Below are 16,656 nucleotides of genomic sequence, written 5' to 3'. Positions count from 1 at the left end.
CCCCCGCCAACCGGCGCGGCCGAGGCACGCGGGCTCAGCCCGGCCCGGCGGCGCGCTCCAGCACCGCCACGTTCACCTCGCAGCGCAAACGGAAGCCCAGCGATTCGTACAGGCGGATGGCCGCGGTGTTGCTCTTCCACGCGTGCAGGAAAGCCCTGTCGCCGCGCGCGGCGATGCCGGCGGCGACGTGCCGGGACAGGCGCCGGGCCAGCCCGCGCTCCCGGAAGTCGGGATGCGTGCACACGCCGCTGACCTCGGTGTACCCGGGAAAACGGAAGCGCTCGCCGGCCATCGCGGCCAGCCGTCCGTCGATGCGGATGCCGACGAAGCGTCCCATGCGATGGGTGTGGCGCAGGAACGGTCCGGGCTGGGTGAGCGTGGCCAGCGCCAGCATCTCCTGCGCATCCGCGTCGCCCAGCGCGAGCACGGCGTCGGGGCCTGCTTCCGGGGCGATGCGCTCTGCGGCAACCATCTGCACACCGATGGCGCGCTGGCTCGCCACCAGGCCCGGCGGGACGCGGATCTCCGGCACCTGCAGCACGAACACCGACTCTGCCGGCCGCACCAGCCGGGTCAGCGCCGTGAGCGCGGCATCTCCATCATCCCGTGCGGAGGCGAAGCGGTTGATCTCCGCCCGGTAGCGTTTCGCCAGCGCATCGCCCAGCGCCAGCTCCGCATGCAGGCTGGCCAGGCTGGACCACACCGGTCGATCGAGCAGCTCCACGGCGCTCCCTCCGTTATCGCGGCCACGGGCGAGATTACGCCCCCGGCCGCCCTTACGCGCCCGCAGCATGCCGCCGCGCGCTGGCGGCAGCTTGACCTATCTCACCTTCGCGGCGATCTCGATCCGGGTCGGGCACCACCCGCCACAGGCAGCGCCATCGCGCCGCGGGCCAGGGTTCCGTGGAGCACGATCCGTGCGTCCGACGCGCCGATCAGCCGGGTTCGCCCTGGCGTCGACCGTGCTGTCGACCGTGGCGGCAGCGACGGCGACGGCGATCGCGGCCGCCGCGCCGCTACTTCACTTCGACCACCACCAGCCCCTGTGGCGGAATATCCAGGTTGAGCACGCCATCGCGCAGTGCCACCCGCTCCGGCGCGCCCGGCCTGGCGGCTTTGCGCAGCTGCGCGATCTGCTCGCGGCTGGGGAAATCCGGCCGCCCCATGCGGTCGAACGCGGCCACGGCGTTGCCGTGTTTTTCGTCCAGCCGCCACACGCGGGCCTCGGCCCCCGCCCGCAGCGACGACAGGTCGAGCCGGAAATGCCGCACCGCACCCGCCGGCTTGCCCACCGTGTAGCTGGCGGTGTCGCCCACCGGCGGCGCGTAGTTCCACAGCGCCAGCACCAGGGTACCGTCGGCACGGCGGGTGGCGAGCGCGGAATCGGAGGCCACCGGCAGTTGCACGTCACCCAGCCGGTGCAGCATCGCGAAGGCGTTGAAGGACGGCTTGGGGATGTTGTCCTCGGCGATCAGGCCGAAGCCGCCGTAGAACGGCGAGCGCACCACGCCGCCTTCCTCGAACACGTCGGAGAACGTCCAGTAGCTCATCGCGTCCACCTTGCCGGCGCAGGCGCGGATCGTGTTGGCGAGCCACGGGCCCATGTACACGGTGTCGGTGACGTTGGGCAGGTTGGCGTAGGAGGCGTTGAACTCGCTCATGATGAACGGCAGCTTCGGGTACTGCGAGGCCAGGATCTCCCTGTGCACCTTGTCCACCGCACGGCACACCATGTCCTTGCGCGGGATGTTCTCGCTGGTGTGGAACACGTTGTCCGCGGTGTCGTCGCCGTAGACGTGGGTGCTGACGAAATCCACCGGCACGCCCGCGTCGTGCGCGTGCCTCAGGAAGTCGGCGACCTCCGCGGCCTGCGCCGTGGCCGGCCCGCCCACGCGCAGGCGCGGGCTCACCGACTTCAGCGCGCGCGCGGTGTGGTCGTACAGGGTGAAATACGTGGGCATCTTGGGGTTGCCCGCCCAGAAGCCGATGTTCGGCTCGTTCCACACCTCGAAGTACCACTTCGACACTTCATCGATGCCGTAGCGCGCGACCAGGTGCCGCGCGAACGCGCGGATCATGCCGTCCCACAGCGCGTAGTCCTTCGGCGGCGCCACGTTGGGGTGGTACCAGAAATCCTGCAGCGCCCTGGGGTCGGAGCTCAGGTCCTGCGGCATGAAGCCCAGCTCCACGAACGGACGCACGCCGCGCGCCAGCAGGCCGTCGTAGATCTGGTCCACGTAGGAGAAGTTGTAGACCGGCCGGCCGTCCTTGCCCGACTTGTCGGCGGCGTTGTAGAACGGCTGCCCGTTCCGGCCCAGGTGGAACAGCCCCACGTCGTCGTCGAAGATGCCGTGGAAGCGCACGTAGCCGAAGCCGGTGGCCTGCTTCACCTCGACGAGGTCCTTGCGGTAGTCGTCGCGCAGCGACAGCACGGCGCGGCCGGAGCCGAACATCCGCTCCCAGAAGTGCGGGAACGGCGTGCCCGGCGCCTTGGCATCGACGCGAATCTGCACGACGTCGCCGGCGGCGGGCCCTGCCTGCACGGCGCCGGGGACGAACAGGCACGCGGCCAGCAGGCCCAGCGCGACCCGCCACGGCTTCAGTCTGGTTTTCATCGGTTCGTCTCCTTCGTGCGCATCGTTCGACGGTTCATGCCTCGCCCAGGGCCTCGCCATGGCTGTCGATCACCCGCGCATAGAGCCTCGCGCTGGCCTTGGGCGTGCGCTGCTGGGTGGCGAAATCGACGTGGTACAGGCCGAAGCGCTTGGCGTAGCCCAGCGACCACTCCAGGTTGTCCAGCAGCGACCACGCGTAATAGCCGCGGAGATCGACGCCGGCGGCGATCGCCGCGTGCGCGGCCCTGAGATGTCGGCGCAGGTAGTCCGTGCGCAGCGGATCGTCCAGCACGTCGCCCTCGACCGTGGGCGGGTCGTAGAACGCGGCGCCGTTCTCGGTGACGTAGAGCGGGACGTCGCCGTAACGCCGGCGAAAACCGGTCAGCATGTCGACGAGGCCCTGTTCATAGACTTCCCAGCCGGTTTCGGTGTGGGTGCGATGGTGCTGATGCACCGGTGCGGCGCGCAGCGGCAAGGTGCCGGCGTCGTGCCGCACCACGGCGCGCGTGTAGTAGTTGAGGCCGACGAAGTCGATCGGCTGCCGCGTGAGCCGGAAGTCGTCCGCTGGGAAATCCGGCCAGGCGTCGCCGTACACCTCGCGCAGCTCGGGCGGATAGCTGCCGAGCAGGGCCGGATCGGCGAACTGCAGGTTCATGTAGGCGTCCGCGCGCCGCGTGGCGGCAAGGTCTTCCGCGCTGTCGGAAGCCGGGTACTTGGGCTCGATGTTGAACACCACACCGATCGCATGCCGGCCGTGCGCGCGATAGGCCTGGATGCCGGCGCCGCTGGCGCGCATCAGGTTGTGCGCGACGATCGGCGCCTCGTACAGGTTGCGGTGGCCCGGCGCCAGCGCGCCGCGCAGGTAGCCGCCATCGACCACCACCCACGGCTCGTTGAGCGTGGACCAGTACGGCACGCGGTCGTCCAGCGCCTTGAACATCGTCGCCGCGTACTCGGCGAACCAGTGCGCGCTGTCGCGGTTGAGCCAACCGCCGCGGTCGTCCAGCGCCGCCGGCAGATCCCAGTGGAACAGCGTGGCGTTCGGCGCGACGCCGTTTTCCAGCAACTCGTCGACCAGCCGCGAGTAGAAGTCCAGGCCCTTCGGATTGACCCGCCCGGTGCCCTCGGGCAGCACACGCGACCAGTTCACGCTGAAGCGGTAGCTCTTGAGGCCCAGCGCGCGCATCAGCTGCACGTCGTCCTTGTAGCGGCGGTAGTGGTCGCAGGCCACGTCACCGTGATCGCCGTTCGCCATCATCCCCGGCGTGTGCGCGAAGCGCTGCCAGATGCTGGGGCCGGCGCCATCCGCCAGCGGCGAACCTTCGATCTGGTAGGCGGAAGTGGCCGCGCCCCACAGGAAGCCGTCCGGAAAGCGGTAGCGTGGAGTCATGGATGGCGAAACTCTCGAATGCCGCACTGCGGCTTGATGTAATCGATTACATCCCGAGAATAGCCGAACGCCGTCCCGGGATGCACGCCCTTTCCTGCGACGGCGACCACCGCAGCGCGATGACCACCAGGGAGCACACAACGCCGATGGCCACCGTCAGTCTCGACAACGTGCGCAAGGTCTATCCGAACGGTCACGTCGCCGTCGCCGGCGCCAGCTTCGACATCGCCGACGGCGAGCTGCTGGTGCTGGTCGGCCCTTCCGGCTGCGGCAAGACCACCCTGCTGCGCATGATCGCCGGACTGGAAACCATCAGCGCCGGCACGCTGCGCATCGCTGGTCGCGTGGTGAACGAGGTGGCGCCGAAGGATCGCGACATCGCGATGGTGTTCCAGAACTACGCGCTCTACCCGCACATGACGGTGGCCGGGAACCTCGGCTTCGGCCTGCGGCTGCGCGGCATGCCGCGCGCGGAGATCGCGCAGCGCGTGAATGACGTGGCCCGCCTGCTGGAACTGGATCAGCAGCTGGACGCCCGTCCCGCCGCGCTGTCCGGCGGCCAGCGCCAGCGCGTGGCGCTGGGCCGCGCGATGGTGCGCCAGCCCGCGGTGTTCCTGCTCGACGAACCGCTGTCCAACCTGGATGCGCGGCTGCGTCTGTCGATGCGGGTGGAGATCGCCCGGCTGCATCGCCGCTTCCGCACCACGACGGTCTACGTCACCCACGACCAGGTCGAGGCGATGACGCTGGGCCAGCGCATCGTGGTGTTCGACCGCGGCGCGATCCAGCAGATAGATACGCCGATGCGGCTCTACGAGCGCCCCGCCAACCTGTTCGTGGCCGGTTTCCTCGGCAGCCCCGCGATGAACCTGCTGCGCGGCACGCTGCATGCGGACGATGGCCTTGCGCTGGCCACCACGAACGGCATGATCCGGCTCGGCACACCGCTGCAGACGGATGCGCTGGATGGCTGGCGCGGGCGCGAAGTGGTACTCGGCGTGCGGCCGGAAGACCTGCACCCGCTTGCTGCCGACGATCCCACCGGCGCGGTGGAAGCACGGCTGGAAGTGCTGGAGCCGGTGGGCAACGAAGTCTTCCTCAACCTGCGCTATGGTGACCTGCCATTGGTCGCGCGCACGCCGCCGGGCATCGCCTGCGCACCGGGCGAAACCGTGCGCCTGGGCGTCGCCACGCGGCGCCTGCACTTTTTCGATCCGCGCGATGGAGCGCGGATCGGCTGAGGCGCGTGCGTCCTCTCTTGCGAGCCTGCAGGGGATGTCTTCTACTTGGTGACTGCGCAAGCGACAAAGCGGTTTCGAGCGCCTGCCGGCGCCCGAGTCACTTTCTCTTTGCGTGGCCAAAGAGAAAGTAACCCAAGAGAAAGGCCACCCCGATGGCGCGCCCTCCGGGCATCCTGCCCTGCGGGTGCGCGGGCGGCCTACGGGGTTTTTCGACGGCACATCCTGTGCCGGCGAAAAACTGGCCGGCATCCATGCCGGCCACCCTGCGGGCTTTCCTTCGCCCGCCCGCCGCGCCATAGGGGCCCCGGGTAAAGCAGCGCGCTCCCAGCGCGTACTTTCAGAAAAACCGAAGCACTGCGGATTCGCGACGCTCTTGCTTCTGGCGCGCACGATGCGCGCCTGCTCTACCCGGGGCCCCTCGGCGACGGTGAGGCGGGGACGATAAGGCCGCGCAGCAGGCGTTGCCAGGGATGGCAACGCCTTTTCGACCGGGCAGGAGCCCGGCCGAAAAGCCCGGCGCCGCCTCACGCACTTTCCGCCCATGGATGGGCGGAGAGCGGCGCCGCGGGGTGTCGTTTTCTCTTGGCTACTTCTCTTTTGGACAAGCAAAAGAGAAGTAGCTCGGCCGCCGGCAGGCGGACGAAAACGCTCTGTCGCTGGCGACAAGACAAAGGGCGAATACACACTCATCCCTTCACACTCCCCAGCAACAACCCATCGAGGTAATGCCGCTGCATGGCAAGGAACAATGCCAGCACCGGCAGCACGGTGAGCACCGAGCCGGCCATCATCTGCTCGGTGCCTTCCGTGTGCTCGCGCGCCATCGAGGCCAGCCCCAGCGGCAACGTGTAATGGCCCTGCCCGGTCAGCTCGATCAGCGGCCACATGAAGTCGTTCCATGCGGTGAGGAAGGTAAGGATCGCCAGCGTCGCCACCACCGGCCGCAGCAGCGGCAGCACGATGCGCACGAAGATGTGCACCTCGCCGGCGCCGTCGATGCGCGCCGCCTCCAGCAGTTCGTCGGGCAAGCCGCGCGCGTACTGGCGCACCAGGAAGATGCCGAGCACCGAGGCCATGCCCGGCAGCACCACGCCCGCATAGCTGTCCACCAGGCCGGCGTACTTGAACAGCAGGAACAGCGGCAGCATCGCCACCTGCGCCGGCACCACCAGCAGGCCGAGCAGCGCGCGGAACAGGCGTTCGCGCCCCGCGAAGCGCAGCTTGGCGAAGGCGTAGCCCGCCAGCACGTTGAATGCCAGCGACAGCAGCGTGATCGCGCCGGAGATCAGCAGGCTGTTGAGCACGTAGCGGCCCATGCCCGCGTGCGCGAACAGTTGCCGGTAGTTGTCCAGCACGGGGTGTGCCGGCCACAGCGGCGGCGGCAGTGCATTGGAGGTGCCCGGCGGCATGAACGACACCGCGAGCATCCACAGCAGCGGAAACAGCGCCACTGCCGCGCCACCCAGCAGCAGGCCGTTGACGAGCGCCTTCGCCAGCCGCGGGTTCATGCCGCCTCTCCCGCCCGCTCCCGGGGCGACAGCCGCAGCATCGCCGCGGTCACCGCAAGCATCACCAGGAATAGCACGAACGCCTCTGCCGTGGCGGTACCGAGGTTCCACCACTCGAAGCCGTCCTCGTACATCAGGTACAGCACGCTGGTGGTGCTCTCCAGCGGGCCGCCCTCGGTCATCACGTAGGGCTCGGCGAACAGCTGGAAATAGCCCGACACGGTGAGGATGGCCACCATCAGCAGGGTCGGCCCCAGCATCGGCAGGGTGATGTGGCGGAGCTGCCGCCAGGCCGAGGCGCCATCGATGCGCGCGGCTTCGTACAGTTCGCCGGGAACCGCCTGCAGGCCGGCGAGCAGGATGATCATGTTGTAGCCGAAGTTCTTCCACACCGCGAACAGGATGATGGCGGGCATCGCCCAGTGCGGATCGCCCAGCCAGTCCACCGGATGGATGCCCAGCATGCCGAGCAGATGGTTGGCCCAGCCGTACCTCGTGTTGAACAGGTAGCGCCACACCACCGCCGTCGCCACCGCCGTGGTCACCACCGGCACGAACAGCGCGGCGCGGAAGAACGCCCTGCAGCGCGCCAGCGGCGAATGCAGCAGCAACGCCGCGCCCAGCGAAACGGCCAGCGACAGCGGCACGCCCACCGCGACGAAGTAGAACGTGTGCCCCAGCGCGGCCCAGAACGGCGGCCGGTGCAGCAGCATCCAGTAGTTGCCCAGCGCCACGAAGCGCAGGTTGTGCAGGTCGGCCAGCGCGTAGAGGTCGTAGTCGGTGAAGCTCAGCGCGAGCGCACCGAGCACCGGCAGCAGGAAGAACACGACCAGCACCAGTAGCGCCGGCGCGAGGAACAGCCACGCCACGCGCGGAGCCTTCATCGCCGTGCCTCCTTTCTCGCAAGCAGCCAGCGCCGCTTGGCCAGGATGGCGTCGGCGCGGCGGTCCATCTCCACCGCGGCCTGGTCCACCGTCAGCTCGCCGGCGACGGCGCGCGCGGCAACCTGCTGCATCATCACCGCGATGCGCTCCCACTCGGGCACCGCCGGCGTGGGCTTCACGCGTTCGAGCTGGTCGCGAAACGCATGCATGGCCGGGTCGTTCCGCAGCCGCGGGCTGTCCCAGCTGCTCCGCCGCGGCGGCATGTCGCCGGTGAGCCGGTAGAAGCGCTGCTGCACCCGCGGCTGCGACAGGTATTCGAGCAGCGCCCACGCCGAGTGCTGGCGTCTCGATGCGCGGAACACCACCAGGCTGGCGCCGCCCGCGAGGCCGGCACCGGGCCCTTCCGGACCGGGCAGCGGCGTGGTGGCCCAGTCGCCCTGCTCGCCCGCCGGCAGGCGCCTGCGGAACTCGCCGATGTTCCACGGCCCCGACAGATAGAACGCATAGGTGCCGCGGCCGAACTCCTCCCACGGGTTGGCCACTTCCACGTTGGTGACTGTCGGTGCCTGCTGCAGGCGGAAGGTGTCCACGTAGAAGCGCAGCGCGCGCTTGAAGCCGGCGCTTTCGAAGTTGCCGCGGCTGTCGTCGTCACGCAGCAGCGGATCGGGCTGCTGCAGCGCCAGCGACAGCAGCTGCTCGTACTCGTTGGTCGGCAGCAGGATGCCGTAGACCTTGCGCGCGGGATGGCTGAGCGCGGCCAGCATGCGCCGCCATTCGGCCCAGTCGCGCGGCGGCGCATCGAAGCCCGCCTGTTTCAGCAGGTCGCTGCGATAGAACAGCAGGCGCGTGTCCACGTACCACGGGATGCCGTACAGCCGGCCGTCGACGACGTTGGTGGCCCAGATGCTGGCGAAGTAATCCGGCGGCGCCACCGCGGTCGACGCATCGACGCGCCGCTGCAGCGGAGCCAGCGCATGCAGCGCCACCATCTCCGGCAGCCAGGTGTTGCCGAGCTGCGCCATGTCCGGCGTGGTGCCTCCGGCGATCGCGGTGAGCAGTTTCTGGTGCGCCGCGCTCAGCGGCAGCTGCTGCACCTCGACGCGGATGCCCGGATGCGCGCGCTCGAAGTCCGGCAGCAGCGTCCTGACGGCGTCGCCCTCGGGTCCGAACGTCCAGAACACCAGCGTGTCGTCGTGCCGGCGGGCGCACGCGGCGAGGCACAGCACGACGACGATGGATGCCCACCGCCACGGCGCGCCGTGCCTCGCATGCATGCCCATCGTCGTCGCCTCAGTGGCGCTCCAGCCAGCCGCCGGTGAAGCCGGCGCGTCGCAGGCCGCCGCGGATGTACGGGTTCTTCTTCATCACCTTCCACACCAGGCCGCTGCGCCAGTTCTCGATCATCAGCAGGATCGGCCCCTGGTCGATGCCCAGCTGCTGGTTGTCGGCCCAGCCGAAACCGGGATAGGTGTGGCCGTCCTTCGGCGTGCCGTGGAAGCTTGGGTTGAAGGCGTCGACGAAACCGTAGCGGTCGTAGATATAGCGCCCGTAGCGCTGCTTCATCGCCATCAGCGCCGGCACCACGATGGACGGCGCGAACGCGATCGAGCCACCCGCCGCGGTGGGCGCGATGGTGCCGTCGTCGGTGATCTCGTCCAGCCCGGCGCCGCGCGCCATGTAGGCGCTGAAGCGGCGCACGCCCTGCGGCGAGTTCACGGTCACGTCGCCGGGTCCGTCGCTGGCGGTCAACCCCCACACGTCGGCGCCGTAACCCGTCCAGTGGCCGGGATTGGCGATCGCGTAGGCGCGCTGCGCCCAGGTCGCCAGCCGGCCGTTCTGCGCGTAATCCAGCCCGTGCGCGCGGCCCCAGGCATCGCGGATGCCGCGGAAGTCCACCCAGGACTCGCTGTACTGGTGGCCGAACAGCGGCGCGAAGTTGAGGAAGGTGTAGCCCTGGAACCTGCCCCACTGCTTCGGGTAGGTCGCGCACCACGCGGCCCAGGCGTCCGCCTCAACCGGGTGCGTGGGCGAACCCAGCGCGAGGAGGTAGACCAGCTTGCCCTCGTCGTAGCCCTTCCAGTCGGCGGGGATGAACTGGCCGCCCGGCGTCCAGCCCATGCTGATGAGTGGCTTGCGCACCTGCATCCACGGCCAGTCGACGGCGCGGTAGAGCTGGTCGGCGAGCTGACGGATCTCGCGCTCCTGCGGCGTGTTGCGGTCGTAGTAGCTCTCGGCGAACAGCACGCCGCCCATCAGCAGCGTGGTGTCCACGCTGGAGAGCTCCACCCAGCGGCCCTCGCGCAGGCCGGTGCGCATGTCGAGGAAGTGGTAGAAGAAGCCGTGGTAGCCGCTGGTGTCGTCCTCGCCGTCGCCCTGCGGCGCGGTGGCGAGGTAGCGCAGCGTGGCCAGCGTGCGTTGCACCGCCTGGCCGCGCGTGACGTAGCCGCGTTCGGCGCCGATGCCGTACGCGGTCAGGCCGAAGCCGATGGCGGCGATGGAGGAGAACGTGTGGTTCGGCCACGAGTCCGGCACCAGGCCGGTGTACGGATCCGCACTCTGCCAGAACCAGTCGAAGGTGCGGCGTTCGAGGTCGTCGATGAAGGCCTTCTGGCCGGGCGCCAGCTTCGCGTAGCTCAGCGTGTCGGCTTGCGGGGGCGCGACCGGTTGCTCCGCGCGCACCGGCGCGCCGGCGACGAGCACCGCCAGGGCGACGGCCGCGAGGACATGCAGGTGGCGCCATCCGGATGAAAGCATTCGAACCTCGTGTCGGTGGGGGGGACCGGTGGCCGCGCGACGCGATGCCGACGCCACGGCGAAGCCCGGATCTCAGGCCGTCGCCATCGCTGGCGCCGGGCAGACCTTGTCGATGAACGCCTGGTGCATCGGCATCGCCTCCACGCAGGCCTTCACCACCTGGCTCACGCTGGCCATGAAACCGGCGAGATCCTTCTCCGGCATCTGGTCCACCAGCGGGTGGTAGCTGCGCGGCAGGATGCGCTGGCCCAGCATCACCTGCACCCAGCTCGGCGTGGCGAACATCTCCTCGCCATCGCGGAAGAAGCGGCCGCTGTCGCGGAACAGCCGGATGTACCCGTCGAGCTGTTCCGGCACCGGCATCGTGCGGCAGTAGTTCCAGAACGGCGTGTCGTCACGCTCGGTGGCGTGGTAGTGCAGGATCAGGAAGTCGCGGATGCGCTCGTACTCGAAGCGTGCGCGCGCGTTGTAGCGCTCGATCAGCACCGGGCTGAAATCGCGCTGCGGGAACATCTCCAGCAGGCGCGCGATGCCGGACTGGATCATGTAGATGCTGGTGGATTCGAGCGGTTCCAGGAAGCCGCCGGCCAGCCCCAACGCCACCACGTTGCGGTTCCATGCCTGCTTGCGCGCACCGGTGGTGAAGCGCAGCAGGCGCGGCTCGCCCAGCGGCTCGCCGTCCAGGTTCGCCAGCAGCACGGCGGCGGCTTCGTCGTCGCTCATGTGCACGCTGCAGTACACGTGGCCGTTGCCGGTGCGGTGCTGCAGCGGGATGCGCCATTGCCAGCCGGCCGGTCGCGCGGTCGAGCGCGTGTACGGCGTGAGTTGCGCCACCCGTTCGCAGCCCACCGCCACGGCGCGGTCGCACGGCAGCCAGTGCGAGAAATCGTGGAAGCCGGTATGCAATGCCTGTTCGATCAGCAGCCCGCGGAAACCGGAGCAGTCGATGAACAGGTCGCCCTCGATGCGTTCGCCGTCCTCCATCACCAGCGCCGCCACGAAGCCGTCGTGCGGCCGCAGCTCGACGCTGGCGATCCGGCCCTCGGTGCGCCACACGCCGCGCTGCTCGGCGTAGCCGCGCAGGAACCGCGCGTACAGGCCGGCGTCGAAATGGTAGGCGTAGGCGACGTTTGCCAGCGGCGAGTTCGGGGGCACGTCGGTCGCGGAAGGCATGAACCGCCCGCGCGGCGCGGCCACCGTGTTCAACGAATAGGCGCCGATGTCCGCGGCCACACCCTTCTGCATCGCCTTGATCCAGAACTGGTGGAACGGCAGCAGGCTGATGTCGTGGCCGATCTCGCCGAAGCCGTGCACGTAGCTGTCGCCCAGCCGCGCCCAGTCGTTGAACTGCACGCCGAGCTTGAACGTGCCCTGGGTGTTGCGCACGAATTCGACGTCGTCGATGCCGAGCAGGTTGTTGAACAGCTTGAGGTGCGGCACGGTGCCTTCGCCCACGCCGACGGTGCCGATTTCCTCGGACTCCACCAGCCGGATCGTGCACTCGTTGCCGAGCACCTTGGCGAACGCCGCGGCCGCCATCCAGCCGGCGGTGCCGCCGCCGGCGATGACGATCTCCTTGATGCGCATGTCGGTCATGAAACGCCTCGACGGCAGCCGGTCCGGTGCCGCGGCCGGGGTGCGCCGGGCACCCCGGCCGCGGCGGTCAGAAGCTCACGCCCATCGTGAGCTTGACCGTGCGCGGATAGCCCGTGATGTCGCCGGTGGGGTTGTAGGTCACGACCGGGTTGTAGGCGCTATTCGATCCCCAGTTCTCCAGGTAGTTGGTGTAGTTGTGCCAGTTGAACGCGTTGATCAGGTCGAAGCGCACGTAGGCGTCGAGGTTGCCGTAGACCTTGAAGTTCTTCGTCGCCTGGAAGTCCAGGTCGCGGTAGCCGAAGATCTTGCCGCCGATCAGGAAGCGCCCGGTGCCCGGTGGCGCGACCGACGCCGAACGGCAGCCGCTGCCGGCGATGCCGCCGCTGTCCACGTTGGTGGGCGCGGCCCCGTAGCACGCGAGGTTGAGGTCGGGGATCGGCGTGGCCAGGGTCAGCTTGGCGCCCAGCGTGAAACCCCACGGGCCATCCAGCGTGCCGGTCATCACCAGGCGATGCTTGGCCACGCCGGAGCCGGTGAACGGGTAGTTGCCGATCCACTCGTAGTCGAACGCGTACTGGTCGGTCGGATCGTTGTTGTCGTTGTTCTGCTCGGTGTCCGAGTAGGTATAGGCGATCGTCGCGCCCCAGTGCGATTCGTGCGTGTAGGGCTTGGTGGCCGACAGCAGCAACTGCTTGGTGTGCGTCTCCAGCCCGTTGTTGCCGATGATCAGGCTGCCGAAGCCGGGGATGCCGTTGCCCCAGGGCTGGCTGCCGTTCTTCCAGAACGCGCCGTCCGGGTAGCGGTTGCCCAGCGTGTACACCAGGCCGTCGTGGCTGGTGATGTAGGCCAGCGTCGCACTGGTGTTCCAGTCGCCCACCTGGTTGCGCATGCCGATGCTGAACTGGTCGGAATACGGCGCCTTGAGGTTGTTGGTGACCAGGTCGACTTCCTTGCCGACGTTGCTGCCGGCCACCAGGCCCTGCAGGGTGGGGATGTCGAGGTAGGCCGGGTTCCACGCATAGCAGCTGTTCACGCCGACCGTGCAGGGTACGTCGGGCGTGTTGAAGTACAACGTGGGCTGCGACAGCGACTGCTTGGTCTGCTCCACCTGCAGCGACTCGTACAGGTCGCGGTCGTAGGAGCGGCCGACGCCGCCGAAGACCACGTGCCGCTGGTCGCCGTTGATGTCGTAGGAGAAGCCGAAGCGCGGCTGCCACTCGTTCGTCTTGGCGTGGCGGTTGTGGCCGGTGCTGATGTAGTCGTTGATGTTCACCCCGCCCAGCGCCAGCGTCTGCGCGTAGGTCTGCCCGGCCGGCGCGTTCGGGTCCTGCTGCTGGAACGCCGCCACCACGTTCGCCGGGGTCACGTAGCCGAGGTAGGAGGGCGTCTTCTCGTAGTCCCAGCGCACGCCGAGGTTCAGCGTGAGGTGGTCGTCCACCGCCCAGTCGTCCTGGATGTAGACGCCGAACTGCTTGTCCGAGCTGGTCGCCACCGGGCTGATGCCGGGCGTGGGCGAACCGAACTGCACCTGGTACGGGATCGCCTCCGTGCCGGCGGGCGTCACCGCGTAGCTGAACAATGCATTCGAATCGCCTGCGTCCTGCGCGGTGAGCTTCACCGCCTTGTACTTGAAGCCCATCTTGATGACGTGGTCACCGTTCCACTCCAGGTCGTTGAAGGTCAGGTCGTCCTGGATCGCCGGGCCCTTCTGGCCCTTGTTCTGCTGGGCCAGCGGCGAGTTGCCGGTCTGCAGGATGGTGGTGTTCAGCTGCGCGCCGGTGAGCGTGTAGGTGTTGCCCGCGCCGCGGACGATCGGCGTCGGCGTGAAGAACGCATCCTCGTAGGTCAGCTGCAGGCGGTTGAACCAGCTGTAGGCACTGTGATCCCAGCGCAGGTCGAAGCGTTTGTCGGTGTTGATCGTGTTGAGCCCCGCGGTGGCCGTGCTCACGCCACCGACGCCGCTGATCGACGTTTCGTGGCGGTACTTGCCGCTCGCCTCGAAGCGGTCGTGCGCGGTGGGCTCGAAGTCGATCTTGCCGAACCAGTCGTTTTCCTTGAACGGCAGGCTCCCGGGTCCCAGCTGCGACTGCACGCCGGCAGGCAGGTAGCCGGTGACGCCGGTGACGCCGGGCACGATGGTGGTGGGGCTGTCGAACTCCTTGCCCTCGTAGGCGATGAAGAAGTGCGCCATGTCCTGCACGATCGGGCCGCCGAGGTCGAAGCCGTAGTCCTTCTCGTGCGACTGCGTCTTGTGGTGGGCGGCCTCCTCCGAAGGAGTCATCGCGCGCATGCGCGTGTTGGTGAAGCTGCCGAACACGTCGCCGTGGAACTCGTTGGTGCCGGACTTGGTTTCGGCGGTCACCGCCGCGCTGGAGATCTGGTCGTACTCCGCCTTGTAGTTGGAGGTGATCACCTTGTACTCGCCGATCGCCAGCTGCGGGAACGGATTGCCCTGGCTGGCGTTCTGGCCGGTGATGCCGCCGGGCAGCACGTAGTTCTTCTGGCCGACGCCGTCGATGTACACGTTGATGTTGCTGCTGGCCTGGGCGCCGGAGCGCAGGCTGGTGTTGCCGTTGGCGTCGCGCGTGAACACCATGCCCGGCACGATGTCCGCGAACTCCAGGAAGTTGCGCGAAGCCGCCGGCAGCGCGGCGATGTCGCGCAGCGAGACGATGTTGCCCACCTCGGAGGTGGTCACGTCGGGCAGGGTGGTGGCGGATACCGTCACGCCGCCCAGCGTCTTGGTGCCCGCCGGTGCCGGCGCCGCCGGCGCGGCGGCCCGCAGGTCGATGGTGCCGGTCGAGGCCACCGAAAGCGTGACGGTCCGGCTGATTCCCGCGCCCGCGTCCACCTGGTAGGTGCCCGGCGGCAGGCCGACCAGCGCGAAGCTGCCGTCCTTGCTCGACCGGGTGACGCGCGTGGCGCCGGTAGCGATGTTCCTGGCGGTGATGGTCGTTTCCGGCGCGGCGCTGCCGCGCAGCGTGGCGTCCGCCGACTGCGCCCAGACGATGCCCGGCGCCGTGGCGGCCATCGCCACCGCGACCGCTGCCGGAAGCAGGCGCTTCTTGAAAGGCTTGTGACTGCTCATGGTCTCCCCTCCAATGCCGTCATCGAGTCGATGGACGGCGTGATCTCTTGGTTGTGATGGTTGTGGCTCCGCCCCGTTGTGCCCCGCAGGAATCGCGCACGACGATGTCGCAGCCGAGCGTATGCACCGATGCTGCCGACAGTCCGGGGCGCTCCATGAGGTCGGCCAGCAGATCCATGGCGTTCTTGCCCAATTCCGCGATGCGCACGCGCACCGTGCTGAGCGGCGGCGTGACGTAGCGCGCGATCGGGATGTCGTCGAAGCCGGCCAGGGCGATGTCGCCCGGCACGTCGAGGCCGGCTTCCTTGAAGGCTTGCAGGCAGCCCACGGCCATCATGTCGTTGGCGGCGAACACGGCCTGCGGGCGTGCCTTCGCCGCCAGCAGCTGGTTGCCGGCCAGGTAGCCGGACGACTCGCCGAAGTCGCCGCGCACCACCGTCGGCGGCGCACCCGGCACCAGCTTGGCCATCGCCGCACGGAAGCCCGCCTCGCGCTGCCGGGCGTCGAAGTTGTCCTTCGGCCCGGCGATGAAGGCGATGCGCGTGTGCCCGAGTCCCGCCAGGTGGCGCACCATGGCGTAGGTGCCGGCGAAGTTGTCGATGTTCAGCACGGCTGCGGCGCCGCCTTTCACGTCGCTGTTGAGCAGCACGGTGGGCAGGCCTTCCGGCAGGTTGGCGTTGAGGAAGTCCGCATCCACGCCCGGCGAGGACAGGATCACGATGCCGTCCACGCGGCCCTGCATCGCGCGCAGCGCCGCCGCCGCATCGTCCGCGCTGTTGTGCGAACTGGAAACCAGCAGGTGCAGGCCGTGCGAGCGCGCTTCCAGGTCGATGCCGCGGATCAGCTCCGAGAAGAACTCGCCGTGCAGGTCGGGCATCAGCGCGCCCACGGTGTGCGTGCGCCGGGTGATCAGGCTGCGGGCGGCGCCGTGCGGCACATAGCGCAGGCGCGCGGCCGCCTCGCGGATGCGCCGCTCGGTCGCGGGTGTCACGCCGCCCATGCCGTTCAGGGCGCGCGACACCGAGGCCACCGAGACCTTGGCTTCGCGTGCCACGTCCTTGATCGTTGCCGTCACCTGGATGCTCCTCCCGCCGCCCGAGCGCTTCCCGGGCGCATGGGCGGCGAACGTAAACGTTTTCATGCGAGCTTGTAAAGTGACGTAGGCATGTATCTGTGCCGCAATACGGCAAAAGGTCGCCGGCATGGCCGTAACCATGGGTCGAAACCCATGGAAACAAGGATGGAACGGCGGAACATCGCCTTGCCGCATCACAGCATCGCCGTGCCTGCTGCTGTCAGCGGCTTGTCCACTCGCCAGCGGTCAAAAGGGGAAATCGGCGATTTTCCGGAAAACGCTTCCATGGCGCCCGGCCCCGTGTCCGACACCGCCGACCCGACCGGCCGCCGCGCTCGCGACGACTCGCATCATCCAGGGGCAAGCCGCGGCGCGCCGGATGGCGCAGCGGCGTCGCCCGTACGGACGTATGGACGCCTAGCCGCCCATACGTCCGAGAGTTCCACCTGAGCCCGCATCTGAAAAATTGTCATGAAAAAAGGTTTGACAAGCCGGGAAGGCTTGA

General features: G+C 68.7%; 11 protein-coding genes. 1 reads left to right on the top strand and 10 read right to left on the bottom strand.

Going from position 1 to position 16,656, the window contains the following annotated elements; translation table 11 throughout:
- Nucleotides 1-34: 34 nt before the first annotated feature.
- The 3 genes from ACQGNW_RS00415 to ACQGNW_RS00405 all read right to left on the bottom strand — a co-directional run bounded on the left by ACQGNW_RS00415 (nucleotide 35) and on the right by ACQGNW_RS00405 (nucleotide 4,005).
- Entirely contained in the window at nucleotides 35-724 is a 690-nt protein-coding gene (locus ACQGNW_RS00415) for a GNAT family N-acetyltransferase (protein WP_426661084.1), read from the bottom strand.
- Nucleotides 725-1,016: 292 nt separating this feature from the next.
- Nucleotides 1,017-2,615: a GH39 family glycosyl hydrolase gene (locus ACQGNW_RS00410; protein WP_426661083.1), complete on the bottom strand. Its 1,599-nt coding sequence runs from the start codon at nucleotides 2,613-2,615 to the stop codon at nucleotides 1,017-1,019.
- A gap of 34 nt (nucleotides 2,616-2,649) precedes the next feature.
- Nucleotides 2,650-4,005 carry a GH1 family beta-glucosidase gene (locus ACQGNW_RS00405; RefSeq protein ID WP_426661082.1) on the bottom strand — a complete coding sequence of 452 codons (1,356 nt, stop codon included), beginning with the start codon at nucleotides 4,003-4,005 and terminating at the stop codon, nucleotides 2,650-2,652.
- Between the two features lie 146 nt (nucleotides 4,006-4,151).
- Here ACQGNW_RS00405 and ACQGNW_RS00400 point away from each other — a divergent pair, with 146 nt between their 5' ends.
- Nucleotides 4,152-5,246: an ABC transporter ATP-binding protein gene (locus tag ACQGNW_RS00400; protein ID WP_426661107.1), complete on the top strand. Its 1,095-nt coding sequence runs from the start codon at nucleotides 4,152-4,154 to the stop codon at nucleotides 5,244-5,246.
- A 686-nt stretch (nucleotides 5,247-5,932) separates the two neighbouring features.
- On the opposite strand, the gene ACQGNW_RS00395 is transcribed toward ACQGNW_RS00400, so the two are convergent.
- The 7 genes from ACQGNW_RS00395 to ACQGNW_RS00365 form a co-directional block, all read right to left on the bottom strand.
- Nucleotides 5,933-6,754 carry a carbohydrate ABC transporter permease gene (locus tag ACQGNW_RS00395; protein ID WP_426661081.1) on the bottom strand — a complete coding sequence of 274 codons (822 nt, stop codon included), beginning with the start codon at nucleotides 6,752-6,754 and terminating at the stop codon, nucleotides 5,933-5,935.
- On the bottom strand, nucleotides 6,751-7,638 hold the full coding sequence (locus tag ACQGNW_RS00390) for a carbohydrate ABC transporter permease (protein WP_426661080.1): 888 nt from the start codon (nucleotides 7,636-7,638) through the stop codon (nucleotides 6,751-6,753). The genes ACQGNW_RS00395 and ACQGNW_RS00390 overlap by 4 nt, the downstream gene beginning before the upstream one ends.
- A complete protein-coding gene (locus ACQGNW_RS00385; protein ID WP_426661079.1) occupies nucleotides 7,635-8,912 on the bottom strand; it encodes a sugar ABC transporter substrate-binding protein in 1,278 nt (425 codons plus the stop codon). The genes ACQGNW_RS00390 and ACQGNW_RS00385 overlap by 4 nt, the downstream gene beginning before the upstream one ends.
- A gap of 16 nt (nucleotides 8,913-8,928) precedes the next feature.
- The gene (locus tag ACQGNW_RS00380; RefSeq protein WP_426661078.1) at nucleotides 8,929-10,392 is read right to left on the bottom strand and encodes a glucoamylase family protein; all 1,464 of its coding nucleotides are present in this window, start codon (nucleotides 10,390-10,392) and stop codon (nucleotides 8,929-8,931) included.
- A gap of 72 nt (nucleotides 10,393-10,464) precedes the next feature.
- On the bottom strand, nucleotides 10,465-11,988 hold the full coding sequence (locus ACQGNW_RS00375; protein ID WP_426661077.1) for a tryptophan halogenase family protein: 1,524 nt from the start codon (nucleotides 11,986-11,988) through the stop codon (nucleotides 10,465-10,467).
- Between the two features lie 67 nt (nucleotides 11,989-12,055).
- Nucleotides 12,056-15,076, bottom strand: a complete 3,021-nt coding sequence (locus ACQGNW_RS00370) for a TonB-dependent receptor (RefSeq protein ID WP_426661076.1) — start codon at nucleotides 15,074-15,076, stop codon at nucleotides 12,056-12,058.
- Between the two features lie 19 nt (nucleotides 15,077-15,095).
- Entirely contained in the window at nucleotides 15,096-16,217 is a 1,122-nt protein-coding gene (locus ACQGNW_RS00365; protein ID WP_426661075.1) for a LacI family DNA-binding transcriptional regulator, read from the bottom strand.
- Nucleotides 16,218-16,656: the final 439 nt, after the last annotated feature.

This window comes from Rhodanobacter aciditrophus (assembly GCF_050026795.1).
Taxonomy (GTDB): Bacteria; Pseudomonadota; Gammaproteobacteria; order Xanthomonadales; family Rhodanobacteraceae; genus Rhodanobacter_A.
The sequence above is the reverse complement of the archived record's forward strand: the minus strand, read 5'-3'. Positions and strand labels throughout refer to the sequence as shown.

What these genes read in the sequence shown, in the direction of transcription:
- ACQGNW_RS00365 (WP_426661075.1), bottom strand. Translation starts at nt 16,217, where the DNA reads ATGAAAACGTTTACGTTCGCCGCCCATGCGCCCGGGAAGCGCTCGGGC.
- ACQGNW_RS00410 (WP_426661083.1), bottom strand. Translation starts at nt 2,615, where the DNA reads ATGAAAACCAGACTGAAGCCGTGGCGGGTCGCGCTGGGCCTGCTGGCC.
- ACQGNW_RS00370 (WP_426661076.1), bottom strand. Translation starts at nt 15,076, where the DNA reads ATGAGCAGTCACAAGCCTTTCAAGAAGCGCCTGCTTCCGGCAGCGGTC.
- ACQGNW_RS00395 (WP_426661081.1), bottom strand. Translation starts at nt 6,754, where the DNA reads ATGAACCCGCGGCTGGCGAAGGCGCTCGTCAACGGCCTGCTGCTGGGT.
- ACQGNW_RS00400 (WP_426661107.1), top strand. Translation starts at nt 4,152, where the DNA reads ATGGCCACCGTCAGTCTCGACAACGTGCGCAAGGTCTATCCGAACGGT.
- ACQGNW_RS00375 (WP_426661077.1), bottom strand. Translation starts at nt 11,988, where the DNA reads ATGACCGACATGCGCATCAAGGAGATCGTCATCGCCGGCGGCGGCACC.
- ACQGNW_RS00405 (WP_426661082.1), bottom strand. Translation starts at nt 4,005, where the DNA reads ATGACTCCACGCTACCGCTTTCCGGACGGCTTCCTGTGGGGCGCGGCC.
- ACQGNW_RS00380 (WP_426661078.1), bottom strand. Translation starts at nt 10,392, where the DNA reads ATGCTTTCATCCGGATGGCGCCACCTGCATGTCCTCGCGGCCGTCGCC.
- ACQGNW_RS00390 (WP_426661080.1), bottom strand. Translation starts at nt 7,638, where the DNA reads ATGAAGGCTCCGCGCGTGGCGTGGCTGTTCCTCGCGCCGGCGCTACTG.
- ACQGNW_RS00385 (WP_426661079.1), bottom strand. Translation starts at nt 8,912, where the DNA reads ATGCATGCGAGGCACGGCGCGCCGTGGCGGTGGGCATCCATCGTCGTC.